The following is a 24,158-nucleotide window of genomic DNA, read 5'->3' as shown; positions in this document are numbered from 1 at the left end:
ATGAAAGCTATTTTGATGCTGGAAGACGGCCGTTCTTTTTGGGGCGAGTCGGTTAATCAGGCAAAAGGCGAGCGGATCGCCGGGGTGGTTTTAAATACCGCTGTCGTGGGTTATCAGGAAATGATGACTGACCCGGCAAACCATGGCAAGATACTGGTGCTTACTTATCCCTTGATCGGCAATTACGGGGTAGCGCCTAAATTCAATGAATCAAAGAAAGTCTGGCTTTCCGGCCTGGTGATCAAAGAAAAAGCCAATATTTATTCTAATTGGCAGGCTAAAGCCGGGTTTGACCAGTTTATCGCCGAGAACAAACTGCTTACGATACAAAAAGTGGATACGCGCACTTTGACCGTGCATATAAGGCAGAAAGGCGAGATGCTCGGGATCATTTCCACCGATTGTTTCGATCTTAAAGAGTTGTCTGCAAAGATGCAGTCTTTTCACAAGGCTGAGACGGAAAGCGCCTTACCGGAAATATCCACCGGTAAAATAACCGTTTTGACTAAAGCCAAACCTAAAGCAAAAAAGATCGCTATATTGGATATCGGCGCGACTAACAGCCTGATCCGGCAGTTGCAGGCATTGGGGATGGGAATAACTTTGCTGCCGTACAATACCGTTCCCGAGGATATACTGAGGCTTAAATTTCAGGGTTTGATAATCTCGAACGGCCCGGAGCAGGATCCCGGGTTATCCGGTGTGGCGGAAAACGTGAAAAAGGTGATCGGGAAGATCCCTGTTCTGGGAATTTCCTGCGGGCATCAGGTTTTAGCCCAGAGTATCGGCGCTAAGATAACGAAAATGAAATTAGGCCATCGCGGGGTAAATTATCCTATAAATAAGCCGGCTTCTTATAAGGGCGAGATAACCAGTCAGAATCATTCTTATGCGGTGGACAATGAAAGCCTGGCTAAGATTAAGAATGTAAAGGTTACTGAGTATAATCTGAATGACCGGACCGTTGAAGAGATCGAAAGCAAAAAGATGCGGTTCATTGGGGCGCAGTATATACCGTCCAGCCCCGGGCTTGGCGAGATCAATCAGGTATTCCATAGATTTGTGAAGATGTTAGAAAGGAGCAAATAATGCCTCGACGCAAAGATATTAAAAAGGTGCTTATGATCGGGTCCGGCCCGATAGTTATCGGCCAGGCCTGTGAATTCGATTATTCAGGTTCTCAGGCATGCAAGGCCCTGAAAGAAGAAGGGTATTTTACCATTCTGGTAAATTCAAATCCGGCGACGATAATGACCGATCCGGGGTTGGCCGACGTAACTTATATCGAGCCTTTGTCGTTCGATTACGTAACCAAAATCATTGCCAAAGAAAGGCCGGATGCGATATTGCCGACCCTGGGCGGACAGACCGGCTTAAACCTGGCATTTTTCCTGATGAAGGAAGGGATATTGAAGAAGTACGGAGTGGAATCAATAGGCGCGTCGGTCAACGCTATCTCCTGCGCCGAAGACCGGCTGCTCTTCAAAAAGGCCATGCAGGAGATCGGTTTGGCTGTTCCTAAAAGCGGCATCGCCTGCAGCGTTGAAGAAGGGATGAAGATCGGCCTGGGCATAGGGTTTCCCCTTATACTTCGTCCCGCCTATACCCTTGGCGGCAGCGGCGGGTCTATTGTCTATAACAAGGAGGAATTGGAGCGTTTTCTGGCCAAAGGGCTTGAGACCAGCCCGGTGCATCAGATATTGGTTGAGCAGTCTGTTCTTGGCTGGAAGGAGATCGAATTTGAGGTAATGCGCGATTGTGCGGATAATGTGATCATGATCACTTCGATGGAGAACGTGGATCCTATGGGCGTGCATACCGGGGATAGCATGGTGGTTGCCCCCGCCCAGACATTGACCGCCGAAGAATACACTAATTTTGTGAATCTTTCCAAAAAAATAATCCGCAGGGTCGGGATTACCGGAGGCGGGGCGAATATCCAGTTCGGCCAGAACCCGGATAACGGACATATTGTGATAATCGAAGTCAATCCCCGGCTTTCCCGGTCATCGGCGCTGGCATCAAAAGCCACCGGGTTTCCCATAGCCAGGGTAGCCACAAAATTGGCCGTAGGCTATACACTTCCGGAGGTAATGAACCAGATCACCGGAAAGACCACTTCTTTCTTTGAGCCCACGGTTGATTATTGCGTATTCAAGATCTGCAGGTTCGCGTTCGAGAAATTCCCGGGGTCAGACCGGGCTTTGAATACCTCCATGAAAGCCGTAGGCGAAGCTATGTCTATCGGCAGGAATTTTAAAGAAGCGCTGCAAAAGGGGATACGCTCCATAGAGATATCCCGTTTCGGTTTCGGGGCGGATGGTAAGGATAAAATATCCGACGAAGCGTTGAAAAATCCGGATAGCGGGTTGCTCAAAGAGATCAAAGATAAGATAACCGTCCCTAATGATGAAAGGATATTTTATTTAAGGTACGCGCTTAAAGCGGGGTTTTCCGTGGACGATATCTACGCGGCTTCCCGGATCGACCGCTGGTTTATTGATAACATGAAACAACTGGTGGAGATGGAGGAGAAGATCAAGGCCTTCAGGAATAACCGGGCTGAGGATGAGATAAAGCTTCCCGCAGATCTCCTGGGGCAGGCCAAGCAGGACGGTTTTTCCGACAGGCAACTGGCCTATTTATTGAATTCCAGGGAGGGTAAGGTGCGTGAACACAGGAAGAAGAATAATAAGAAAGCGGTGTATAAATTAGTAGATACCTGCGCCGGCGAATTCAACGCCAAGCAGCCGTATGTTTACTTGACTAATGAGAGCCAGGATGAAGGCCGGCCGGGCAAGGATAAAAAAGTGATCATTTTAGGAGGCGGGCCGAATCGTATCGGCCAGGGGATCGAATTCGATTACTGCTGCTGCCATGCGGCATATGCGCTGAAGGAAGAAGGCATAGAGAGCATTATGGTCAATTGCAACCCTGAGACGGTTTCGACCGATTACGACACGTCTGACCGCCTTTATTTCGAGCCGCTGACCATTGAGGATATAATGAATATAATCGAGCTGGAAAAACCGATGGGCGTGATCGTCCAGTTCGGAGGCCAGACACCGATAAATCTGGCGTTATCTTTGCGCAAGGCCGGGGTAAATATCCTGGGCACGACCGCGGATAGCATCGATATCGCCGAAGACCGGAAAAAATTCAAGGAGATGTTGCATAAACTTGATCTTCTGCAGCCGGAGAACGGAACCGCTTTTAATTTTGAAGAGGCTAAAATAGTAGCCCGGAAGATAGGGTACCCGGTGTTAGTCAGGCCTTCTTATGTCCTGGGCGGCCGGGCAATGGAGATCGTTTATGACGAAAGCCTCTTGGAAAGGTTCATTATCGAGGCGGCTAAAGTCTCCGGGGAACATCCGATATTGATCGACAAGTTCCTGGAAGACGCCATCGAGGTGGATGTGGATGTGATCGGCGACGGCAGTACTTTTGTCATTGGCGGGATCATGGAGCATATCGAAGAGGCGGGTATTCATTCCGGGGATTCGGCGATGGTCCTTCCCGCATACACGTTATCGCAGGGGCTGGTGAATAAGATCCGCGAAGCCACTTATAAAATGGCCAAAGAACTTAATGTTGTCGGGTTAATGAACGTGCAATACGCGGTCAAGGATGAAAAAATTTATGTGCTGGAGGTCAATCCGCGCGCGTCCAGGACCGTGCCTTTTGTTTCCAAGGCCATCGGCCTGCCTCTGGCAAAACTGGCGACCAAGGTAATGTTAGGAAAGAAGCTCAAGGATCTGGGGTTCACTAAAGAGATTGTTACTAAGCATGTTGCGGTCAAGGAATCGGTATTCCCTTTTAACCGTTTCCCGGGAGTGGATGTTATCCTGGGGCCGGAGATGAAATCTACCGGCGAGGTCATGGGCATCGACAAGGATTTCGGCAGGGCATATATAAAGAGCCAGATCGCCGCCGGGCAGAACCTGCCTAAGAAAGGCAATGTGTTTATTTCAGTGCGCGACCGGGATAAAAGGGCGGTGGTGTTCATCGCCAAGAAGCTGGTTGACCTTGGATTCCAGGTTTATTCGACTTCCGGGACAGCCGCGGCGCTGGAAAAGAACGGGATAGACGTGAAGATCCTGCCCAAACTTTCCGAAGGCCGGCCGAATATACTGGACCTGATGAAAGACGGCAAGATCCAAATGGTCATCAATACCCCTTCAGGCAGGATCCCCCGGCAGGATGAGCTTAAGATCCGTTCGTATGTGGTCCTTTATAATATACCGTACACTACCACGATCTCCGGGGCTCAGGCAACGGTTAACGGTATCGAAACGCTGATAAAGAAAGAGTTGGAGGTAAGGTCGATCCAGGATTATCATAAGAAGATGTCTAAATAGTCCGTATGGAAAAGATAGAGATCAAGACCAAGAACCGCATGGAATTTGTGGATATTACTGAGAAAATAAGGGGGATAGCGGAGAAATGTGCCGTTCCCGATGGCCTATGTGTTCTGTTCTGCCCGCATACAACCGCTGGCCTGACTATAAATGAGAATGCTGACCCCGCGGTGAAAGAAGATATGCTCGCCGCTTTTACTAAACTTGTCCCTTTGTCCGGCGGTTATACCCATAGCGAAGGTAATTCCGACAGCCATATTAAATCTTCCATATTTGGCCAGAGTCTTTCTATTATAGTGGAAAACCGCCAATTGATGTTAGGCGCGTGGCAGGGGATTTATTTTTGCGAGAGCGATGGGCCACGGCTAAGAGAGCTATGGGTTAAATTTATCAGCGGTTAGGCAAACCCGATAAGACAATGCCGGAACTTCCTGAAGTAGAGACTATAAAGCGGGACTTGGAAGGAACTGTGCTGGGGAGAAAGATCCTCGGTGTGGCCATAAATAACCCCGCGGTGATCCGCCAGCCCGGGCCAACGCAGTTCGCGGCAGGTTTAAGGAACGCGGTCATAAAAAGAATCCTGCGCCGGGCCAAGGTTCTTATACTTGAGCTTTCCAACGGTAAAGCCCTGACAGTTCATCTTAAAATGACCGGCCAATTGGTTTATCCCGGAAATGGAAAAACTAGCAGGGTCAGCTTCAGGTTATCCGGCAATAATACATTGGATTTTAACGACCAGCGGCTGTTTGCGGAATTACGGCTTTTGGATGATTGGCGAGAGTTAAAATTCATCAAGGAATTGGGCCCGGAGCCGTTTGATCTGACCATCCGGAGTTTTAAAAAACTTCTTTCCGGCAGAAAGACGCGGATCAAGCCGCTTTTAATGGATCAGACCTTTATTGCCGGCATAGGAAATCTTTACGCTGCAGAAATACTATTTCGTGCTAAAATAAACCCGGAAAGGTCGGCAGTCAGCCTTGCGGAAGCGGAAAAAACGCTGTTGTTTAAAGAGATAGTCGCGGTCCTGGATGAGGCGATAAAATGCGGCGGGTCCTCGATCGACGATTATGTGCGTGTTTCAGGCAAACGAGGAGATTACAGCCGTAAGCACAAGGTTTACGGCAGGCAGGGCAAGCCGTGTATGGCATGTAAAACCGTGATCAAGAAGATCGCTATGGGAGGCCGGGGGACTTGTTTTTGTCCCCGCTGTCAAAAATAATGAAGAAGCGCATAAAGGTAAACGGCATTTTTATCTTTTTTACTATTTTAATCTGCTCTTTTTTTATCTTCAAACTTATCCGGCATACCCCTGGACCGTGGGATGATCTGGTTGAGATCTTTGGGATGGGGTTGATCCTTTTGGGCCAGCTGTTGCGGGTTTCCAGCCGCGGTTATAAGGCGGAACTTTCCCGCAGCGGGCATTCTTTGCTCACCAGCGGGCCGTATTCACTGGTCAGGAACCCGATGTACCTGGGCATAATACTGATCGGTTCAGGCGTGGTCCTGTTCGTTTTTCATCCCTGGGTATTCGCGATATTCGCGTTAATTTTTATCCTGCGTTACGTGCATGTGATAATCAGCGAAGAAAAGGTCTTATTAAACGGTTTCGGCGAAGAATATAAGGATTATATGCGCAGGGTGCCGCGCTTACTGCCTGATCCGGGTTTTTTGCTCAGGACCGATATAGCGGATTGCCTGCCGGTAAAATTAAGCTGGTTTAAAAGAGAGCTGCCCAGCATTCTGATAGTGCTCTGCGCAGCCCTGATAGTCGAATCCTGGGAGGATATCCGAGCCGGGAACCAATGGACCATTGTGGCGGATTTGGCTGTTTTGCTGGCCATATTCCTGCTTTATTTCATTGTGATCGTTTTCTTGGCTGAAAGATATGAACGTATTACAAAAGAAAATAAAAATTCGAAGTAATTGCCGGATCAACGGCGCTTATTACCGTCTTGTTCTAGACGCGGGGAGTTTAAGCCGTATCGCCCGCCCCGGGCAGTTCATTATGCTCCGGGTAAATGGACCCGCTGCGCCGCTTCTGCGCAGGCCGTTGAGTATCCATGCTGTTTCCGGGCAAAAGCTTGAGATCCTTTATGAAGCCCTGGGCCCAGCGACAAAGATCCTTTCCGCTATGCGGCCTGCGCAAGAACTGGATATAATAGGGCCTTTGGGCAAGGGGTTTGATTATAAGGCAAAGGATATATCTGAGCGCCGGCATATACTTGTTTGCGGTGGAATGGGGGTAGCGCCGTTGAATTTTCTGGCGCAAGAACTGGTTTCGCGCAAACCGCTTGCCGCAAACCGCTTGCCGCTGGTGCTTATCGGCAGCCGCAGCGCGGAACATATCCTCTGCGAAAAAGAATTCAAGAAAAAGGGTTGTGTTGTTAAGATCGCCACCGATGACGGCTCCCGCGGTTTTCACGGAAGGGTCACTGAGTTGCTGGAGAAATTACTATCGACTATCGATTATCGGCTATCGATTATCTACGCCTGCGGCCCCAGGCCTATGTTAAAAGAAGTCTCCCGGATCAGCGCAAAGCATAAAATTCCAGCCCAGATGTCCCTTGAGGAGCATATGTCTTGCGGGATCGGCGCCTGCCTGGGCTGTGTGGTGAACACAACCGAAGGTTTTAAGAGGGTCTGTAAAGAAGGCCCGGTTTTTCGCGGCGAAGAAATAGTGTGGTGAGGGTGGGTGTATATAATCACACCCGGCGTTCTTGGAAACGCCGGTGTTGCATACGTATGCAAGGAGGGGAAAGATGCCTCAATCACCGTTTGTTTCCATCATTATCCCGGTCAAGAATTTTGAGCGCACTATTGAGAAATCATTCGAATACCTGCTTAACGTGGATTATTCCCATGATAGCTGGGAATGGGTCATAGTGGACGGCGGCTCCAGCGATAAAACGATACAGATCATTCAAAATTGGCAGAAGAAATATCCGTTCATTAAATTGGTGGAAGTCCCGAACTGTCCTTCCCCGGGGTTTGCCAGGAACAAGGCCCTGGGCGTGGTAAAGGGGGAATTTCTTTTCTTTACCGACGGAGACTGCGCCCCGGATAAAAGCTGGATAAATGAAATGATCAAGCATTTCAACCGTGACCCGAAGATAGCCGCGGTAGGGGGAGAGGTGTATACCCTGAAGGTCGATCCGAATAATATGGTTGAGGCCTGGTGCCAGCATTTCCGCTTCAATATGGTCTCTCCCCGGTATGGCTTTATTAAAGAGGGTTATTACCCGGATTTTCCCAAGGAGCCCAGCCCTTGCGATATAGGCGGGCATAAGGCGTATTTCTTCGGCACTTGCAACGTGGCTTACCGCAGGAGCGCGATGAAAGAGATCGGCGCCAAGTTCTGGGAAAGGCCTACTGGCGAGGATATGGACTTGAGCTATCAACACCGGTCTAAGGGCTGGAAATTCTATTTTGCTCCCCTGGCCAAGGTTGATCATATGCACCGGGCAGACCTTAAGGCGTTAAGGAAAGTCTGGGTTACTTACGGACAGGCGCATCTGCCGTTGATCGAGAAATATGTGAAGAAGAACGCCCTTCAAGTGATCTTTCAGAACTTGAAAGGCTGCCCGTCGATAAAAATACCTTCCCCGGTCAGGGGGTTCATATACCTGGGGAACTTTCATTTAATGCACGCCTGGGCCGTTTTATTCCTGCTCGGGCTGGTTTTCAGTTTTATCGCCGGAGGCTTAGGATGGCTGCTCTTCACGCTGCTGGCTTTTCTTTTGACCTGGCGCTATGCGTATCTGTATGTCAGGTGGAATTTCGATATGGAACCGAGATCGGAATTCTGGACCTGGTTTAAGCTGAAGTATCTGACTAACCTCAGTTTTATCCAGGGCGGATTAAAGGATTTCAATAAATATAAGGTGTTTTGCGTCGAGCCGAGTTTTTAAAAAAGCGGGCTTAAAATGAAACAAGACATGTCTGTCAGTTTAGGAAAACTGAAATTAAAGAATCCGGTGATGGCCGCTTCCGGAACTTTTGGTTATGCCGAGGAATTCGCGGATTTACTTGATCTGAAAAAATTGGGCGCAGTGGTCTCAAAGACTGTTACTATTAACCCTCGGCAGGGTAATCCCGCTCCGCGTACATGTGAAACACCTGCGGGGATGCTTAATTCCATTGGCCTGGAGAACCCGGGCATAGAAGCGTTTATTGAGGAGAAACTGCCGGTTCTGAGAAAATCCGGGGTTCCGGTGATCGTCAGCATAGCCTCGGAAACCGATCCACAAGAATTCGTTTCCCTGGCCAGGCGGTTGGACAAGCTGGACGGTATTGCCGCCCTGGAATTGAATATTTCCTGCCCCAACCTGAAAAAGAACAAATTGGTGTCCCAGGACCCGGAAGCCACTTATAGCCTGGTCAAGGCTGTGCGCAAGGCCTGCGGAAAAACACTGATCACCAAACTCTCGCCTAATGTCGCCGATATCACCGAGATCGCCCTGGCCGCGGAAAAAGCGGGCAGCGATTGCCTTGCGCTGATCAACACCGTTTACGGGATGAGCATCGATATAAATAAAAGAAGGCCGAAGATCGCTATGGGAACAGGCGGTTTGAGCGGCCCGGCGATCAAGCCGATAGCAGTTCGTATGGTCAGAGAGGTTTATAAGAAAGTAAAGACACCTATCATCGGAATCGGGGGGATAATGACTTCTGAGGACGCCCTGGAATTCATTATTGCCGGGGCAAGCGCGGTGAGCGTGGGTACGGCTAATTTTGTCGATCCCGGCAGCTCCAGCGAGATCATAGAGGGCCTGGGTAAATATTTAAGGGCAAACAGGATAAAGAATATCAAAGCTTTGACCGGGAGTTTGAAAGAATGACCGCAGTTAAAACAATCATCGCTTTAGATACTAAAGATTTAAAAACAGCCCGGCGTTTTGTTGAGATGCTTTACCCGCGGATAAAGGTCTTTAAGATCGGCCCGGTGCTTTTTACCGCCTATGGACCGAAAGTTATCGAGATGGCGCGGAAGAAAGGCGCTGAGGTTTTTCTGGACCTGAAATTCCACGATATACCTAATACAGTGGCTAATGCAGTGCGCCAGGCTGCCGGGTTAAGGGTCAAGATGTTTACCCTGCATACATCGGGAGGCGAAGAGATGCTCTGCCGGGCGGCGCAGGCAGCCCAGGAAGAGGCGGCAAGACTGAAGATCAAGAAGCCTATCTTATTGGGGATCACGGTCCTGACCAGCGACAAATCGGGAATGAACACCAAATCCGAAGTGGTCCGCCGGGCGAAACTGGCTAAGAAGGCGGGTCTGGACGGAGTGGTTTGCTCGGTGCATGAAGCTAAGGCTGTCCGTAAAGCTTGCGGCAATAATTTTGTTATTGTTACTCCGGGAATCAGGCCGAAAGGCGCCGAGGCGGGTGATCAGAAGCGGATAGCTACCCCAAAAGACGCGATTGCCGCCGGAGCTAATTACATTGTAGTGGGTCGGCCGATAACCGAGGCGGAAGATCCGCTTCAGGCCGCAAAAAGCATTATCAATGAGACGGGGTAAAAAATAGAAAGGTGTTTTATGTCAGACCAGATCAAAGAACTTATTGAAAAAATAAACCAGGAAGGCGTTGTGGCCGCCCAGGAAAAAGCGGCCCAGATTGAGAAACAGGCGCAGGAAGAGGCCGATATGATCGTGCGCAAGGCCCAGGCGCAGGCCAAGAAGATCGTTGAGGACGCTCAAGAAAAAGTCGAGCGCCTGAAGGAAAGTTCCCGCGCGGAGCTTCAGCAGGCAGGCAGGGACTTTCTGCTCGGCCTTAAAGAAGGTATACTGGGATTATTGGAGCGGGTTATAGTCAAAGATGTCGCTGTGGCCTTAACTGCCGAAGAGCTTTCGCAGATGATCTCCGGGATCATTAAGGAATGCTGCGGCCAGGGAGGGAAACAGGCTGTGGTATATCTGAGCGCCCCGGATAAAAGCAAATTGGAAGGGCATTTCCTGAATAAACTTAAAAACGAGCTTAAGAACGGGATAGAGTTAAGGCAGGGGGATGATATCCGCGCCGGGTTCATGATCAGTTTCGACGCGGGCAAGTCACATTTTGATTTCAGCGAAAAAGCCCTGGTGCAATACCTCCAAACGCAAGTTAAGCCTAAAGTTGAGCAGATACTTAAGGATACAAAATAACAATGCCGGAGTTCTATACTTATTTGATCTCCAGTCTTCCTGTGCTCCAGTTCGGGGCAAAACCAGAATATTCCTTGGAACGTTTTATGGGAATGTGCCGGGACCTTATTCCGGAAGAGGATTATCAGACCTTAGGGCTTTGCGCCGGCAAAGCGTTATTGGATCATCCGGCCAGGCAGCCGACATTAAAACAATGGCAGGCATTCGAGACCGGATTGCGCAATGAACTGGTTAAAGTCCGCGCCAGCCGCAGGAAGATCGAGCCTGCTAAATATCTGCGCCCGGACGGATCCGGGGATAGCGGGCTTGTCCATATTGCGGCTAACAGCCGGCGCATCCCTTCGCCGGCGGAAGCGGAGAAGTTCCTCGACCAGGAAAGATGGAAAAAGCTGGAAGAGCTTTCTTTTGGGCATTACTTTGATCTGGACGCCCTGATCATCTACTGTTTGAAATTACGCATACTCCTGCGCTGGGCGAATATCAGCGGAGCGGACAATCAGGCCCAGCTTAAGCGGGTTATGGAATTAAGCGAAAAACATTGAAATTCATAGAGAGGTTTAATCATGCAGCATAGAAGAAGCGGCAAGATCGTAAAGATCAGCGGTAATATGGTCACGGCCCAGGCGGATTCTCTGGTGATCCAGAATGAAGTCGCTTATATCAAACACGGCAATGAAGCCCTGAAAGCGGAGGTGATCCGGGTAAGGCGGGATTTGGCGGAGACCCAGGTTTATGAGAGTACCGCCGGCCTGCAGGTCGGGGAACCGGTAGAGTTCACCGGCGAACTGCTTTCGGTAGAACTTGGCCCGGGTATGCTGGGCGGGATCTTTGACGGTTTGGAGAACCCTTTGCCGGAGTTGGCACGCCAATACGGATTTTTTCTGAAACGAGGGGCTTATCTATCTCCCCTGGACGAAGAGAAAGAATGGGATTTCACCCCGTTGGTTAAAAAAGGCGATAAAGTAAAGGCCGGGGATAAGCTGGGGTTTGTCCCGGAAAAAATATTCAAGCATTTTATCATGGTCCCGTTCGGTTTGCGCGGCCTGGCTGAAGTGGTGGACGTGGTTCCCGCCGGAAAATATGATTTAAAACATCCTGTTGCCCGGATGCTGCGCCCGGACGGCAAGGAAGAGGAAGCTTATCTTAAACAGAGCTGGCCGGTAAAAATACCGATCAAGGCTTACGCGGAAAAAATCCGTTCCAGCCAGCCGTTAGTCACCAAGATACGCCTGATCGATTCGCTTTTTCCGGTAGCTATGGGAGGGACATTCTGTATACCTGGGCCTTTCGGCGCGGGCAAGACCGTGCTGCAGCAGTTGACCAGCCGCCACGCTGAAGCGGATATCGTGATCATTGCCGCCTGCGGCGAGCGCGCCGGGGAAGTGGTGGAGACATTAAAGACATTCCCGGGATTGATCGATCCCCGGACTAAGAAACCGTTAAGCGACCGTACGGTTATTATCTGTAATACCAGTTCTATGCCTGTCGCGGCAAGGGAATCCAGCGTTTACACCGCGGTGACCATATCCGAGTATTACCGCCAGATGGGGTTGAATGTTCTGCTGCTCGCGGATTCCACGTCCCGTTGGGCGCAGGCAATGCGCGAGATGTCCGGCAGGCTGGAGGAGATCCCCGGAGAAGAGGCCTTTCCCGCTTATCTGGAATCGCGCATCGCCTCTTTTTATGAACGCGCGGGATTGGTCAGGCTCAATGACGGGTCTTTAGGTTCAGTGACTATAGGCGGCACAGTAAGCCCTGCCGGTGGCAATTTCGAAGAGCCGGTGACCCAGGCGACATTGAAAGTGGTCGGCGCGTTTCACGGACTTTCCCGCGAGCGCTCGGATGCCCGGCGGTACCCGGCGATCGATCCGCTGATCAGTTGGAGCAAATACCCGAGCATAATTAAGCAGGACCGGCAGGAACGCGGCCGCGATATCCTGCGCAAAAGCCACGAGGTGAGCCAGATGATGAAGGTTGTCGGCGAAGAAGGCACTTCTCTGGCGGATTACATTGTTTACCTGAAAGGCGAATTCTTCGATTTTGTCTATCTTCAGCAGAACGCCTTTGACCCGGTAGATGAGTCCTGCCCCGCGGAACGGCAGGAATATGTGTTCAATTTCATCCATAATATCCTCGAGGAGGAATTCGATTTTGGAAACAAGGAAAAGTCGCTGCAGTTCTTTCAACAGCTGCGCCAGCTCTTTAAGGGGTGGAATTCCAGCCAGTTCAGGTCTGATGAGTTTGCAAAGATCGAGAAGGAATTAACGCTTCTTTTAGAGCAAAAACGCAAGATCGGGAAAGAGAACAACCATGAATAAGATCTATACTAATATCGTTCAGGTAGCCGGGGACGTGATTACCGTGGAGGCCGACGGCGTCGGGTACAATGACATCGCCGAGATAACCACTTCCCGCGGGGTTTCTCTGGGCCAGGTAATCCGCCTGGATGGTAAACGCGTTTCCCTTCAGATATTCGCCGGCAGTAAAGGCGTTTCTACGCAGGACCCTGTCCGTTTTCTCGGCCATTCTATGCGCATCAGCGCCAGCGAAGACCTGTTAGGCAGGATATTCAATGGAAGCGGCCAGCCTTTGGATAAGGGGCCGGTTTTGACCGATAATCCCGTGGATATCGGCGGCCAACCGGTAAACCCGGTAAAGAGGATCATTCCCAATAAAATGATCCGCACAGGCATCCCGATGATCGATGTCTTTAATTCCCTGGTGGAATCGCAGAAACTGCCGATTTTTTCAATCGCCGGAGAGCCGTATAATGATGTGCTGGCCAGGATCGCGATCCAGGCGGAAGTGGATATTATCATCCTCGGCGGTATGGGGCTTAAATATGACGATTATCTTTTTTTCAGGGAAACGCTTGAAGAACAAGGCGCGCTTTCCCGGTCGATATTCTTTATCCATACCGCTTCTGACCCGACCGTGGAATGCCTGCTTGTACCGGATATCAGCCTGGCGGTGGCCGAGCATTTCGCCTTGAAAGGGAAAAAGGTCCTGGTGCTTTTGTCGGATATGACCAATTTCGCCGACGCCCTCAAGGAGGTCTCCATTACCATGGAACAAGTCCCTTCCAACCGCGGCTATCCCGGAGACCTTTATAGCCAGTTAGCCAGCCGGTACGAGAAAGCGGTGGATTTTGATTCCGCCGGATCTATTACGATACTCGCGGTCACCACTATGCCCGGGGATGACGTTACCCATCCGGTCCCGGACAACACCGGCTATATCACTGAAGGGCAGTTTTACCTGAAGAACGGCGTTATCGAGCCGTTTGGTTCTTTAAGCCGGTTGAAGCAGCAGGTTAACGGAAAAACCCGCTGCGACCACCGGACCATTATGGACACTATGATCCAGTTATTCGCCAGCTATCGGGAAGCCCTGGAAAAGCAGGCTATGGGCTTTCAGATGAGCGCCTGGGACAGGAAGCTTTTAAAATACGGAGGGCTTTTTGAGACAGAAATGATGTCTTTAAAGGTCAATATTCCGTTGGAAAAAGCCCTGGACCGCGGCTGGGAGATATTAAGCGAGTGCTTTACCCCCGAAGAGACCGCGATCAAGAAGGCGCTGATCGAACAATACTGGCCGAAGAGGTAATATCGCATGGCCAAGATAAAATTAACCAAAGGCGAATTAAAAAAACAACGCGATTCTCTGCGGCAATTCGAACGTTACCTGCCGACGCTCCAGCTTAAGAAACAGCAGTTACAGATGGAGATATTGCATTGGAATTCTCTGGCCGAAGAGAAGCGCCGGCTGGAAAATTCCAAAAGGCTTTCTATTTTGTCCTGGACAGGGCTTTTGGCGGAGCAAGATGTGTTTTTAGCGCAATGGATCAGTCCGGTAAAGATGATCACTTCCGCGAGGAATATCGCCGGGGTTGACCTTTCTGTCCTTGAGCGCGTGGATTTCAGCGAGGCGGAATATGATCTGTTTTTGACCCCCGCGTGGGTGGACAGCGCGATCGATCTTTTAAGGGAGTTGGTTTGCCTGAATGAAGAGATCCGCTATATAGAACAGGCGGTGGATATCCTTAAACAGGAACTGCGCATCACTGCCCAAAGGGTGAATCTTTTCGAGAAGGTGAAGATCCCGGAGGCGCAAGAGGTTATCCGCAGGATAAAGATATATATAGGAGACCAGATGGCTAACGCGGTAGGCAGATGTAAGATCGCCAAACGCAAGATCGAAGAGCTGGATCTGGCCGAGGTGGCGGCATGATCGTAGCGATGAAGAAGGTCTATTGCATCTGCCAGGCGAAAGACGCTGGCGGTACTATTTCCCAATTGCGTAAATTGGGAGTGATGCACTTAGAGCATCAGCAAGTGCCTCAAGGGAAAGATATTACGAGCCTGCAGGAAGATATAAACCTCGCAAAGTCCGCGGGAGATATCTTATCCCGTTATTGCCGGGATATCGAGGATGCGCCTAGAGAACAAGCAGCGGACTGGAGGAATATCTGCCGGCATATTATTGATCAGGATAAACGGTTAGATCAACTCCGGGAATATTCGCGGTTGCTTAAGATCCGGATCAGCGAGTGGCAGGAATGGGGGGATTTTGATCCTTCGCTGATTGAAAGGCTGTCCCGGAAGGATATATTGATCCGGCTATATAGGATGTCTTTAAAGGAATTGTATGCCCTGCCGCAGGGGGTGATCGTTAAAAAGATTTCGCAGCGCAACGGTATTGTCAATTGTTTGGTTATATCCAGGGACAAAGTCGAGGTCCCCGCCAAAGAAATTGTTCTGCCCAAGGCGTCTTTAGGCCAAATGCGCAGTAAGTTAGAAGAAGATTCCCGCCTGGAGAAAATGCTTGAAAAAGAGCTGAAAAAATACGCGGGTTATTATTCGGGGATAGGCGGATCACGCAGGATTTTGGAAAAGGAACTGGAATTCCAGCGGGCCGTGAGCGGGATGGGCCGGTCCGGGTGCTGCGCTTATCTGGCGGGGTATGCCCCTATTGACGCGTGCGTGATGCTCCAGGCGACTGCCAGGGACAATAAATGGGCGATCTCTATCCGTGAGCCGGCGCAGGACGATAATGTCCCGACATTGATCCGTAATCCCAAATGGGTAGAGTTGATCAAGCCTGTTCTGGGCCTTTTGGGGATCACCCCAGGGTACAGGGAGCTGGATGTCAGTATTTTGTTCCTGATCTTCTTCAGCGTATTTTTTGGCATAATAATAGGCGACGCCGGTTATGGCCTGGTATATCTTATTTTGACCGGTTTGATGCATAAAAAAACGGGTAAGAATAAGTCCTCCGGGAATGTTTTTCCGCTTTTTTATCTTTTAAGTTCCTGCGCTGTTGTATGGGGGATGTTAACCGGGACTTTTTTCGGCCAGGAATGGCTGGTTAGGCACGGGGTAAAACCGCTGGTCCCGCTTCTAAACGATATAAAGTTCATGCAGAGTTTTTGTTTCTTCCTGGGGGCGCTGCATTTGTCCATCGCCCATGCCTGGAGGGCGGTTTTGAAATCACCTTCCCTGTCCGCACTGGCGGATATAGGCTGGATCGGGGTGCTCTGGAGCGCGTTCTTCCTGGCTCGTAATTTGATCCTTTCGGAGCCGTTACCCGGCCAGGTAAAATGGTTGATAATCGCCGGGGTCGGGCTGGTGATCTTGTTCACCAACCCCCAGCGGAATGTCTTTAAGGCTATCGGCGAAGGAATGGGGACTATAGCCCTCAGCCTGATGAACAATTTTACCGACGTAGTTTCGTATGTGCGTCTTTTCGCGGTAGGTCTGGCCGGAGTAGCTATAGCCGATACAGCCAATGTCATGGCTTCCGGGCTGGGAAATGGAGTTTTAGCTGTTCTGGCGAGCGCGGCGATCGCAGTGATCGGGCATAGCCTGAATATTGCATTGGGGCCGATGTCAGTGCTGGTGCATGGGGTTAGGCTTAATGTTTTGGAATTTTCCAGTCACGCCCAAGTGTCTTGGAGCGGTGTCGCGTATAGCCCGTTGAAAGAATAAAATAGTGCAAGGGCATTCTTTTTTCGCGAGTTCCTTAAGCCACAAGGCTACCCCGGACGTTTCTATACGGCCGGGTGCAGACTGCTAAGCCGGGGCATTTAGCGGGAAGAGAATAGGCCTGAACAGTAATTACCTAAGGAGGATAAAATGGAACCAAGCGTTCTTATGCAGTTCAAGGATCTGGGGTTAGCAATGGTTTTGGCTTTGGCGGCTTTCGGCTCTGCGGCCGGCGCGGGGAGCGCCGGTATGGCGGCTATTGGCGCCTGGAAAAAGAATTATATTCAGAATAAAGCGGCTTCGTTTATGCTCGTAGCTTTTGTGGGCGCGCCGCTTACCCAGACCATATACGGCATGATCGTAATGAATAAGATATATGAGATCTCTACCCAAGGCCAATATCTCTGGGGCATCGGGGCTTTTGCCGGAGCGGCTATGGGACTTAGCGCTTTTTTTCAGGGGAAATGCGCGGCCGCGGCCTGCGACGCTATGGGCGAGACAAATAAAGGGTTCGGGAACTACATAGTTGTATTGGGCATGACTGAGACCGTAGCCTTGTTCGTTATGGCCTTTACTTTGGGCATACTGGGGAAATTTACCGGGGCTTAAACAGGGTTGAAATTCCGCGGGTTATGTGGTAGTATTAAATACTCTTTTTGCGGGCGGTTGGCGCAATTGGTTAGCGCGTTTGATTTACATTCAAAAGGTTACAGGTTCAAGTCCTGTACCGCCCATTTTTACCGGAAACAAATAAAAGTTGCATTTAGTCCGGTTTTAGCTTACAATTAACATCCTGAAAGTAAATTATGGGGTCGTAGTGTAGCCTGGTTTAACACGTCGCCCTGTCACGGCGAAGATCGCGAGTTCAAATCTCGTCGACCCCGTTAATAAGACCATAACTTCCGAAAGAAGAGAAGCGGATGAACGGAAGTTATATGGCCGAATTGATCCCTAAGCGTGCGAAAAAACCTGTAATAAGTTTTGAGCGCTTACGCGAGGGATAAAAGTAACACCGAAGCACCCCCTTGCGGGTGCTTTTTGTTTTTAGACGGGAGGTTAAAAGGGCTTGCCTAAGCGGTTTTCCTGTGATAATTTAGTATCTTGAGAAGATTGCTTCTAAGATACTAAGGCGTTTCATCCGGAAGGAGTTTTGATGAAAGACGAAATGGATATTTTAAGAGAGGTCGGCAGTATCGCCGCAGGCCACGGAAGCATCGCCCTTTCCGAGATCCTGGGGACTAAAATAGATGTTGAGATGCCTTCTCTGGATATCGTTACTACCAGCCGGATCTCGCAGAAGATCGCCGCCAATACTGTCGTAATCAGCGTAGCCTGTAATATTCTCAGCGGCCTTAAAGGCGAGATAATTTTTGTCCTGGAAGAAAAAAGCGCGTTTAAACTTGTCGACCTTTGTTACCGCGTTCACCCCGACGATAAGAAAGGGAGCAGATTCACCGAAATGGGCTTGTCGGTAATTAAGGAAGTCGGCAACGTCATTATTTCTTCGTATGTAGGGGCCCTGAGTATGATCTTAAAAACGATCGTCATCCCTTCCATCCCGACTCTGGTCAGCGGTTCGATCCAGCAATCGCTTAATATGGTAATGGCCCCTTATTCCAAGGATGCCAATGTTCTGTTCGCCGAGGCTGTTTTTGTTGAACCTAATGCGAGAATAAACGGCAGTTTCTACCTTATTTTGACCGACGAGGCTATGGGTTATATTCAAAAGGCGTGCAAGAAACTGCTTGAATCTTTAGATTAGAGGAGGCGAGATGAGTTCTGCGTCATCAGAAGGCGATATCCTGCTTATCGTGAGTGAAAAAGAATCCAGCGAGTTCCTGAGCGCCCTGCTTATGGGCGAAGGATATAACGTCAAGGTGGCTAATAACCAGGAAGAAGGATTTTTAATCCTGGGACAAGAGCCGTTCCATCTTGTCATAGCTGATTTTACCTCCGAAAAAGTCAATGGCATGGATATCTGTAAGAGTATCCGCAGCAGCTTTGATTTAAAACACAGCAATGTCATTTTGCTCATGGAAACGAGGGATTCAATGGCCAAGATAAAAGGCATATACGCCGGCGCGGATGACTATGTGGAGAAGCCTTTTGAGCCGGCGGAGCTGCTGGCCCGGGTCAAGGCTTCGTTTGTCCGGATGACCCGCGACCTGGACGCCAATCCCCTGACGAAACTACCTGGGAATATCTCAGTGATGAAAGAGATGGAAGCCAGGCTTAAGTCCAAAGAACTTTTCGCCGTGGGGTACGTGGATCTGAACAAATTCAAGGAGTTTAATGACGGCTATGGGTTTGAGATGGGGGATAAGATCATTTATTATACCGCCCAGATAATAATCAAGGCTTTGAAAAGCCGGGGCTCCGCCAGTGATTTCCTTGGACATATCGGCGGGGACGATTTTATCTTTATTACTACTACGGATAAATGGGAAGATGTGGCCAAAGAGGTCGTCGAGAAATTTGAGGCGGGTAAGGGGCAATTTTATAATGAAGAAGACAAAAAACGCGGTTACGTCGTAGCCAAGAACAGGATGGGCGATCTCTGCCAGATCCCGCTGGTAGGCATAGCTGTAGCGGTAATAACCAACGAATGCCGGACTTTCACCCATGTCGCCCATATCAGCCAGATAGCCGCTGAACTCAAGCATTACGCAAAAAGCCTGGGCGGCAGTGTTTATGTGAAAGACAAGAGAAAGAACTAGCAAGGTTACAGCCCTCGGGTATATATGCGGGGCGCCATTCAAGCTTTTAGGCCAGCACCTTTTTAGAGGTGCTTTTTTTCATAAGGAGGCGGGGATGATCACTATAGAGGATTTTAAAAAAATAGAATTAAAGGTAGCCAGGATCACGCAGGTAGTTGACCATCCGGATGCGGATAAATTATACGTTATCACGGTGGATGCCGGCGACAAGACCAAGCAGATCGTCGCCGGGATAAAGCCGGGTTATGCCAAGGAAGAATTGGTCGGCAAGCAGATCGTGATCGTGGATAACCTTCAGCCGGCGGTATTGCGCGGCGTTGAGAGCCAGGGTATGCTCCTGGCGGCCAAAGACGAGAACGGCATAGTTATAATCAGCCCGGCCAAGGAAGTGCGATTAGGAAGCACTGTAAAATAATATGCCTGAGTTTGAAGATCTGATACCCGAAGGATATTGCCTCTCCTGCCGGGGGTGCTGCCGGTTCGCCGAGAAAGATTCCGTGTGGCTGCCGCACTTGCTGGCCGAAGAGGAAGAGCGCTTTGCTGAAATATCCGTTTTGCCCGATCCCGGGCGAGGGAGTTATCTTTGCGGGTTCCTGGATACTAAAACCAATGAATGCCGGGTTTACGCTAAGCGTCCGCTTGATTGCCGGCTTTATCCTTTTTTGATCAACCGTTCGCCGGCCGGGGTTTTTCTGGGGATAGACCCGAATTGTGTTTTCATTAAGGATAACCTGGGCAAAAAAGGGTTTTTTGATTCTCTGCTGGAAATGGGCGGATTTTGCCAAAGCCCCGAATTTATTAATATCTTGAAAAACAATCCTTGCCTTATACAGGCCTATGAAGACGTTTTAAATCTGACCCGGATAAACATTTAACTTATGGACCGGAATAAGCTATCATTGAACGATAAGCGTCTTTTTGGCGATTTCCTGGGACTTTCCGGTCATCGGCTGTCGGCCTATTCTTTTGTCAATATATTCATCTGGCGCAAAATCTTTGATATAAGCTGGGTTTTGATCAATGATAATCTCTGCCTGTTCTTTGCGGACAATACGGGGGTATTTATGTATCTGCCTCCTCTGGGCGATGAGATATCCCGGGATACGCTGGATAAGGCTTTTGGGATAATGGATAAACTTAACCGGAACAAGGCCGTATCCCGGATAGAGAATATAGAAGGGAACAACATAGGATTTTACCGCGACTCGGGATTGCGTTGTTATGAAAAGCCCGGGGAATATCTTTACCTGAGGCGGTCGCTGGCAGAGCTTAAGGGAGACCATTTTAAATCCAAGCGTTCCGGGGCAAATCAATTCATAAAGCGGTATGATTTTGATTACGTCCAGTATTCTCCGGAGCGCAAAGCCGAGTGCCTGGCGCTTTACTCCGAATGGATGTCAGGGCGCAGGCAGGCATGCGGCGATCGCGTGTACCAGGGGATGCTCGCGGATAATCTTACCTGCCTTGAGGAGTTCTTGGCCGGATCTGATGAGCTTGACCCTTGCGGCAGGCTGGTTTTGATCGACGGAAAAGTCAAAGGGTTCACCTTCGGGTTTGAACTGAACAACGAGACTTTCTGTGTCCTCTTTGAGGTGACTGATCTGGGTATCCGGGGGTTAAGCCAGTATATATTCCGAAGATTCTGCGCCGATATGAGCGGGTATAAGTATATAAATATTATGGACGATTGCGGCATGGAGGGCTTACGCCGGGTAAAATTATCTTATCGTCCGCAAGAGTTGGTCGCTAATTATATAGCCGCGGGGAGAGATGAATAATAAATTCGAAGAAGCAGAATTCACCATATATGATACTGAAACTACGGGACTGGATCCGGGAGCCGGGGACAGGATCGTGGAGATAGCCGCTATCCGCATACGTTCCGGAAAGCGGCTGGGCAGTTTTCAATCTTTTATCGATCCCGGCAGGCCGGTTTCTCCTGCAGCATTCGCGGTTAATAAGATATCTCCGGAGATGCTTAACGGCGCGCCCCTGTCAGCGGAGGTTCTGCCGAAGTTCCTGGAGTTCATAAAAGGGAGCTGCCTTTGTTCGTACAACGCCGGTTTTGATATGGGTTTCTTGAGGGAGGAACTGGCTTTGAGCCTGTTGGAATTGCCACAGGGAACGGATGTGGTGGATATCCTGACAATGTCCCGGAAGCTGTTGCCGGGGTTAGGGCGCTATCCGTTATGGGCGGTCGCTGAAGCGCTGGGGATCAAGAAAAAGCAGAAACACCGGGCCATGTCCGACGTGGAAATGACCCTGGATATCTTTAACCGCCTCGTTGAGGTGATGAAACAGAAGTCGATCCTTGAATACCGTTATCTGGTCGGGTTTTTCGGGGAGAAGGTCCCCGGCTGCGGAGGGGATGAAGAAAAGCTCACTTTGATAAAAGAAGCTATCGCCGGGTCAGCAACACTGAAGATCAAATACCTTTCTTCCGTGAATGCCGGAACAACCGAACGCCGGGTGATCCCCAGGCAAATCAAACAGGACGGAAGATGCAATTATCTGGTGGGGTTCTGTTGTTTAAAGAGCGAAGAGCGGACATTCCGGATCGATAACATCTTGGATATTAGAATAGAATAGGCGGATATATTATGCGCGGTAATTTATTTTTAGTTTTATCGGCAGTTTTGATGGTCGCCGGTTGCGGCAATGGTCCCGGGAGTCAGGCGCGGTTTCTCGCCAATAGATCTCAGACGGATTATCGGGCTGCGGTGGATATATATCGCGGAATGATCGAGAGGAGCCCGGATGACGGGGCGCTGCGTTTGGAACTGGCCGGGCTTTATTTTGACCGCGGAAAGTTCCATCAGGCTGTTGAAGAATTAAAATCGACGGATCTTTCCGGAGCGATGAAATTAAGGGGGATAGCCAGTTACCGCCTGGGCAGTTTTACCGAGGCGCTTGATTTTTTCAGCCGCGATAACAGCCCGGATGACGAAACCCGTTATTACCACGGCCTTACTTGTGAAAAACTCAATTTGTTCGATAAGGCGCTGGAGATATACGGGCAGATAAAAGCCGGGAAGTTCGCCAAAGAAGCGGCCGAGCGGACCGGCTTGATCGAAAAATCCGGCGTTTCGAAAAAAATACGGCAGATCAGTCCTCAAACAGCCGATATTATAGAAAAAGCGCCTGTTGCGGAAAAGTATCCCCAGGCCGGAGCTCAGATATTGTTTTGCGATGAAAAGATCAGGATACTGCCGGATAACCGGCAGGTTTCTACTTTCCATTATGTGGTCAAGGTCCTTAATGACCGGGGCAAGAATGAGTTTTCCGAAGCCCCTGTCGAGTATGACTCTACTTATGAGAAAGTCGAGTTGGATTTTGCCAGGACCATAGCCCCCGATGGCAGAGTAGTCAATGTGGGTACAAGGCATATCCGCGACGTCAGTAAATATCTTAACTTTCCGCTTTACAGCAATGCCCGTGTTTTTATCATATCCTTTCCCGGAGTGACCAAGGGGGCCTGCATCGAATACAAGGTAAAAATATACAGTAATGAATTGGTTGACAAAAAACATTTTGCCGAAATTTACCCCGTGCAGTCCTCAGAGCCGATCGCCAGCGCTGATTTCACCGTAGAGCTGCCCTTGGACAGGCGGCTGCACTTGAAGTATCTTAATGAAAAATATAATAACTTCGGGGCTGAGCTAAAGCCGGTCATAAAGGAAACCAAATCCAGCAGGGTTTATAGCTGGCATTTTGAGAATATACCGCAGATCATTCCGGAAGCCGATATGATCCCGTCGACCAGGATAAACCCGGCGTTGTTTATCTCTACCTTTGACAGCTGGGATGAAGTCTATAATTGGTGGTGGCCGCTGGCTAAGGATAAAATGGCCGCGGATGACGCGATACGGTTAAAGGTGAAGGAATTGACTGAAAACCTGGGATCAGAAGAAGCGCGGGCCCGGGCTGTCTATAATTTTTGCGCCCGGCAGATACGCTATGTGGCCGTGGAATACGGAAAGGCTGGATATGAGCCTCACCGGGCGGCGGATATCTTTAAAAATAAATACGGGGATTGTAAAGACCAGGCGATTCTTCTCGCGGGGATGTTAAGGCAGGCGGGAATACGCGCCTGGCCGGTGTTGATCGGGACAAAGGAATATTACGACCTGAATGAGGATCTGCCTAATATGATCTTCAACCACTGCATAGCCTGCGCCGAGGTGAACGGCAAAACGGTTTTTTTTGATACCACCGCCCAGGTCTGTTCATTCGGCGATATCCCCCTGGGTGATCAGGCGAGAAAAGTTTTATTATGCGGCGAGGATGGGTATAAAATATTGAACACGCCGTTGGCCCCTGCGGAGGATAACACGGTTAAGCAGGCTGTAAGCATAAAGGTCAACAACGATGAAAGTATCGACGCGCAGAAAACTATCCGTACCCGGGGTGTGTATGATCAGTTCCAGCGTTACTGGCTTCTTTATACTCTCCCCGAATTGATCCGCGCGGAGATCGAGAAGAAGATACAGGGCATATCCATAGGTGCGACCCTTAAGGATTACGATATAAAAAACCTTGATGACCTGGATAAAACCGTGGAATTAAGTTACCGGTTCCACGGCCCTGAATATTTTACCTGCGCCGGCCGGTTAAGGATAATGCCTCAACTGGTAGATGTGAATACGGGGATAGTTTCCCGCGATAAGCGAAATTATCCGCTTGATCTGGATATGCTGGATATCAAAGGCGCGGAGCTAAATATATCGTCCCGGCGGGTTTTGTGGTAGAATATATGCCGCCGGATATAAATGAGGACAACCCTTGGCTTAAATTCAGCGTCCGCTATAAATATGCGGGGAATATAATTAATCTCCGCCAGGAACTGGAGTTGAAGGAGAATATTATATCTGAAGAAGAATATCCCGCTTTCAAGAAATCCCTGGAAGAGCTTTCCAAGAAGATCAAACAGCGGATAATCCTGGAAAGGATCAAATAA

24 protein-coding genes and 2 tRNA genes are annotated in these 24,158 nt (G+C 49.6%); all 26 read left to right on the top strand.

Annotated features, from left to right (window positions below; translation table 11 throughout):
• The 26 genes from carA to M0R35_00065 all read left to right on the top strand — a co-directional run bounded on the left by carA (position 1) and on the right by M0R35_00065 (position 24,158).
• Complete coding sequence (gene carA, locus M0R35_00190; GenBank protein MCK9594088.1) at positions 1 to 1,089, top strand: glutamine-hydrolyzing carbamoyl-phosphate synthase small subunit; 1,089 nt, start codon at positions 1 to 3, stop codon at positions 1,087 to 1,089.
• The gene (carB, locus tag M0R35_00185; GenBank protein MCK9594087.1) at positions 1,089 to 4,358 is read left to right on the top strand and encodes a carbamoyl-phosphate synthase large subunit; all 3,270 of its coding nucleotides are present in this window, start codon (positions 1,089 to 1,091) and stop codon (positions 4,356 to 4,358) included. The genes carA and carB overlap by 1 nt, the downstream gene beginning before the upstream one ends.
• Positions 4,359 to 4,363: 5 nt before the next feature.
• Complete coding sequence (locus M0R35_00180; GenBank protein MCK9594086.1) at positions 4,364 to 4,759, top strand: secondary thiamine-phosphate synthase enzyme YjbQ; 396 nt, start codon at positions 4,364 to 4,366, stop codon at positions 4,757 to 4,759.
• Positions 4,760 to 4,776: 17 nt separating this feature from the next.
• Entirely contained in the window at positions 4,777 to 5,577 is an 801-nt protein-coding gene (gene mutM / locus M0R35_00175; GenBank protein ID MCK9594085.1) for a bifunctional DNA-formamidopyrimidine glycosylase/DNA-(apurinic or apyrimidinic site) lyase, read from the top strand.
• Entirely contained in the window at positions 5,577 to 6,281 is a 705-nt protein-coding gene (locus M0R35_00170) for an isoprenylcysteine carboxylmethyltransferase family protein (GenBank protein MCK9594084.1), read from the top strand. The genes mutM and M0R35_00170 overlap by 1 nt, the downstream gene beginning before the upstream one ends.
• The gene (locus tag M0R35_00165) at positions 6,244 to 7,044 is read left to right on the top strand and encodes a dihydroorotate dehydrogenase electron transfer subunit (GenBank protein MCK9594083.1); all 801 of its coding nucleotides are present in this window, start codon (positions 6,244 to 6,246) and stop codon (positions 7,042 to 7,044) included. The genes M0R35_00170 and M0R35_00165 overlap by 38 nt, the downstream gene beginning before the upstream one ends.
• A 73-nt stretch (positions 7,045 to 7,117) precedes the next feature.
• Complete coding sequence (locus tag M0R35_00160) at positions 7,118 to 8,266, top strand: glycosyltransferase (protein ID MCK9594082.1); 1,149 nt, start codon at positions 7,118 to 7,120, stop codon at positions 8,264 to 8,266.
• A 15-nt stretch (positions 8,267 to 8,281) separates the two neighbouring features.
• The gene (locus M0R35_00155; GenBank protein MCK9594081.1) at positions 8,282 to 9,196 is read left to right on the top strand and encodes a dihydroorotate dehydrogenase; all 915 of its coding nucleotides are present in this window, start codon (positions 8,282 to 8,284) and stop codon (positions 9,194 to 9,196) included.
• Positions 9,193 to 9,876, top strand: a complete 684-nt coding sequence (gene pyrF / locus M0R35_00150) for an orotidine-5'-phosphate decarboxylase (GenBank protein ID MCK9594080.1) — start codon at positions 9,193 to 9,195, stop codon at positions 9,874 to 9,876. Before M0R35_00155 ends, pyrF begins: the two co-directional genes overlap by 4 nt.
• Positions 9,877 to 9,894: 18 nt before the next feature.
• A complete protein-coding gene (locus M0R35_00145) occupies positions 9,895 to 10,500 on the top strand; it encodes a DivIVA domain-containing protein (protein MCK9594079.1) in 606 nt (201 codons plus the stop codon).
• A gap of 2 nt (positions 10,501 to 10,502) precedes the next feature.
• Positions 10,503 to 11,042: a DUF2764 domain-containing protein gene (locus M0R35_00140; GenBank protein MCK9594078.1), complete on the top strand. Its 540-nt coding sequence runs from the start codon at positions 10,503 to 10,505 to the stop codon at positions 11,040 to 11,042.
• A 21-nt stretch (positions 11,043 to 11,063) separates the two neighbouring features.
• The gene (locus M0R35_00135; protein ID MCK9594077.1) at positions 11,064 to 12,818 is read left to right on the top strand and encodes a V-type ATP synthase subunit A; all 1,755 of its coding nucleotides are present in this window, start codon (positions 11,064 to 11,066) and stop codon (positions 12,816 to 12,818) included.
• Positions 12,811 to 14,106 (top strand): V-type ATP synthase subunit B, encoded by a 1,296-nt coding sequence (locus M0R35_00130; protein ID MCK9594076.1) that lies wholly within the window; start codon positions 12,811 to 12,813, stop codon positions 14,104 to 14,106. Before M0R35_00135 ends, M0R35_00130 begins: the two co-directional genes overlap by 8 nt.
• Positions 14,107 to 14,112: 6 nt before the next feature.
• Positions 14,113 to 14,730: a V-type ATP synthase subunit D gene (locus tag M0R35_00125; GenBank protein ID MCK9594075.1), complete on the top strand. Its 618-nt coding sequence runs from the start codon at positions 14,113 to 14,115 to the stop codon at positions 14,728 to 14,730.
• Positions 14,727 to 16,487 carry a hypothetical protein gene (locus tag M0R35_00120; protein MCK9594074.1) on the top strand — a complete coding sequence of 587 codons (1,761 nt, stop codon included), beginning with the start codon at positions 14,727 to 14,729 and terminating at the stop codon, positions 16,485 to 16,487. Before M0R35_00125 ends, M0R35_00120 begins: the two co-directional genes overlap by 4 nt.
• Before the next feature lie 147 nt (positions 16,488 to 16,634).
• The gene (locus M0R35_00115) at positions 16,635 to 17,093 is read left to right on the top strand and encodes a V-type ATP synthase subunit K (protein MCK9594073.1); all 459 of its coding nucleotides are present in this window, start codon (positions 16,635 to 16,637) and stop codon (positions 17,091 to 17,093) included.
• Between the two features lie 51 nt (positions 17,094 to 17,144).
• A tRNA-Val gene (locus M0R35_00110) sits at positions 17,145 to 17,218 on the top strand.
• Positions 17,219 to 17,292: 74 nt separating this feature from the next.
• A tRNA-Asp gene (locus M0R35_00105) sits at positions 17,293 to 17,368 on the top strand.
• Between the two features lie 269 nt (positions 17,369 to 17,637).
• Positions 17,638 to 18,246 (top strand): chemotaxis protein CheC, encoded by a 609-nt coding sequence (locus M0R35_00100; protein ID MCK9594072.1) that lies wholly within the window; start codon positions 17,638 to 17,640, stop codon positions 18,244 to 18,246.
• A 10-nt stretch (positions 18,247 to 18,256) separates the two neighbouring features.
• On the top strand, positions 18,257 to 19,201 hold the full coding sequence (locus M0R35_00095; GenBank protein MCK9594071.1) for a response regulator: 945 nt from the start codon (positions 18,257 to 18,259) through the stop codon (positions 19,199 to 19,201).
• Positions 19,202 to 19,295: 94 nt separating this feature from the next.
• Positions 19,296 to 19,616: a methionine--tRNA ligase subunit beta gene (metG, locus tag M0R35_00090; GenBank protein MCK9594070.1), complete on the top strand. Its 321-nt coding sequence runs from the start codon at positions 19,296 to 19,298 to the stop codon at positions 19,614 to 19,616.
• Between the two features lies 1 nt (position 19,617).
• Positions 19,618 to 20,076, top strand: a complete 459-nt coding sequence (locus M0R35_00085; protein ID MCK9594069.1) for a YkgJ family cysteine cluster protein — start codon at positions 19,618 to 19,620, stop codon at positions 20,074 to 20,076.
• 3 nt (positions 20,077 to 20,079) lie between these two features.
• Positions 20,080 to 20,979, top strand: coding sequence for a phosphatidylglycerol lysyltransferase domain-containing protein (locus M0R35_00080; protein ID MCK9594068.1), 900 nt, complete (start codon positions 20,080 to 20,082; stop codon positions 20,977 to 20,979).
• Complete coding sequence (locus M0R35_00075; GenBank protein ID MCK9594067.1) at positions 20,972 to 21,790, top strand: exonuclease domain-containing protein; 819 nt, start codon at positions 20,972 to 20,974, stop codon at positions 21,788 to 21,790. Before M0R35_00080 ends, M0R35_00075 begins: the two co-directional genes overlap by 8 nt.
• 149 nt (positions 21,791 to 21,939) lie before the next feature.
• Positions 21,940 to 23,949 carry a DUF3857 domain-containing protein gene (locus M0R35_00070; protein ID MCK9594066.1) on the top strand — a complete coding sequence of 670 codons (2,010 nt, stop codon included), beginning with the start codon at positions 21,940 to 21,942 and terminating at the stop codon, positions 23,947 to 23,949.
• Positions 23,943 to 24,158: a DUF3858 domain-containing protein gene (locus tag M0R35_00065; GenBank protein ID MCK9594065.1), complete on the top strand. Its 216-nt coding sequence runs from the start codon at positions 23,943 to 23,945 to the stop codon at positions 24,156 to 24,158. The genes M0R35_00070 and M0R35_00065 overlap by 7 nt, the downstream gene beginning before the upstream one ends.

Source organism: Candidatus Omnitrophota bacterium (genome assembly GCA_023227985.1).
Taxonomy (GTDB): domain Bacteria; phylum Omnitrophota; class Gorgyraeia; order Gygaellales; family Profunditerraquicolaceae; genus JALOCB01.
Note: the sequence above shows the minus strand (reverse complement) of the source record. Positions and strands in the feature narration are given on the sequence as shown.

Excerpts from the sequence above, each read along its gene's own strand:
- mutM (MCK9594085.1), top strand. The coding sequence starts at position 4,777 with ATGCCGGAACTTCCTGAAGTAGAGACTATAAAGCGGGACTTGGAAGGA.
- M0R35_00125 (MCK9594075.1), top strand. The coding sequence starts at position 14,113 with ATGGCCAAGATAAAATTAACCAAAGGCGAATTAAAAAAACAACGCGAT.
- M0R35_00115 (MCK9594073.1), top strand. The coding sequence starts at position 16,635 with ATGGAACCAAGCGTTCTTATGCAGTTCAAGGATCTGGGGTTAGCAATG.
- M0R35_00140 (MCK9594078.1), top strand. The coding sequence starts at position 10,503 with ATGCCGGAGTTCTATACTTATTTGATCTCCAGTCTTCCTGTGCTCCAG.
- M0R35_00100 (MCK9594072.1), top strand. The coding sequence starts at position 17,638 with ATGAAAGACGAAATGGATATTTTAAGAGAGGTCGGCAGTATCGCCGCA.
- M0R35_00135 (MCK9594077.1), top strand. The coding sequence starts at position 11,064 with ATGCAGCATAGAAGAAGCGGCAAGATCGTAAAGATCAGCGGTAATATG.
- M0R35_00080 (MCK9594068.1), top strand. The coding sequence starts at position 20,080 with ATGGACCGGAATAAGCTATCATTGAACGATAAGCGTCTTTTTGGCGAT.
- M0R35_00155 (MCK9594081.1), top strand. The coding sequence starts at position 8,282 with ATGAAACAAGACATGTCTGTCAGTTTAGGAAAACTGAAATTAAAGAAT.
- carB (MCK9594087.1), top strand. The coding sequence starts at position 1,089 with ATGCCTCGACGCAAAGATATTAAAAAGGTGCTTATGATCGGGTCCGGC.
- M0R35_00120 (MCK9594074.1), top strand. The coding sequence starts at position 14,727 with ATGATCGTAGCGATGAAGAAGGTCTATTGCATCTGCCAGGCGAAAGAC.
- metG (MCK9594070.1), top strand. The coding sequence starts at position 19,296 with ATGATCACTATAGAGGATTTTAAAAAAATAGAATTAAAGGTAGCCAGG.
- M0R35_00145 (MCK9594079.1), top strand. The coding sequence starts at position 9,895 with ATGTCAGACCAGATCAAAGAACTTATTGAAAAAATAAACCAGGAAGGC.
- M0R35_00170 (MCK9594084.1), top strand. The coding sequence starts at position 5,577 with ATGAAGAAGCGCATAAAGGTAAACGGCATTTTTATCTTTTTTACTATT.
- M0R35_00165 (MCK9594083.1), top strand. The coding sequence starts at position 6,244 with ATGAACGTATTACAAAAGAAAATAAAAATTCGAAGTAATTGCCGGATC.
- M0R35_00160 (MCK9594082.1), top strand. The coding sequence starts at position 7,118 with ATGCCTCAATCACCGTTTGTTTCCATCATTATCCCGGTCAAGAATTTT.
- carA (MCK9594088.1), top strand. The coding sequence starts at position 1 with ATGAAAGCTATTTTGATGCTGGAAGACGGCCGTTCTTTTTGGGGCGAG.
- M0R35_00085 (MCK9594069.1), top strand. The coding sequence starts at position 19,618 with ATGCCTGAGTTTGAAGATCTGATACCCGAAGGATATTGCCTCTCCTGC.
- M0R35_00070 (MCK9594066.1), top strand. The coding sequence starts at position 21,940 with ATGATCGAGAGGAGCCCGGATGACGGGGCGCTGCGTTTGGAACTGGCC.
- M0R35_00075 (MCK9594067.1), top strand. The coding sequence starts at position 20,972 with ATGAATAATAAATTCGAAGAAGCAGAATTCACCATATATGATACTGAA.
- M0R35_00130 (MCK9594076.1), top strand. The coding sequence starts at position 12,811 with ATGAATAAGATCTATACTAATATCGTTCAGGTAGCCGGGGACGTGATT.
- M0R35_00180 (MCK9594086.1), top strand. The coding sequence starts at position 4,364 with ATGGAAAAGATAGAGATCAAGACCAAGAACCGCATGGAATTTGTGGAT.
- M0R35_00095 (MCK9594071.1), top strand. The coding sequence starts at position 18,257 with ATGAGTTCTGCGTCATCAGAAGGCGATATCCTGCTTATCGTGAGTGAA.
- pyrF (MCK9594080.1), top strand. The coding sequence starts at position 9,193 with ATGACCGCAGTTAAAACAATCATCGCTTTAGATACTAAAGATTTAAAA.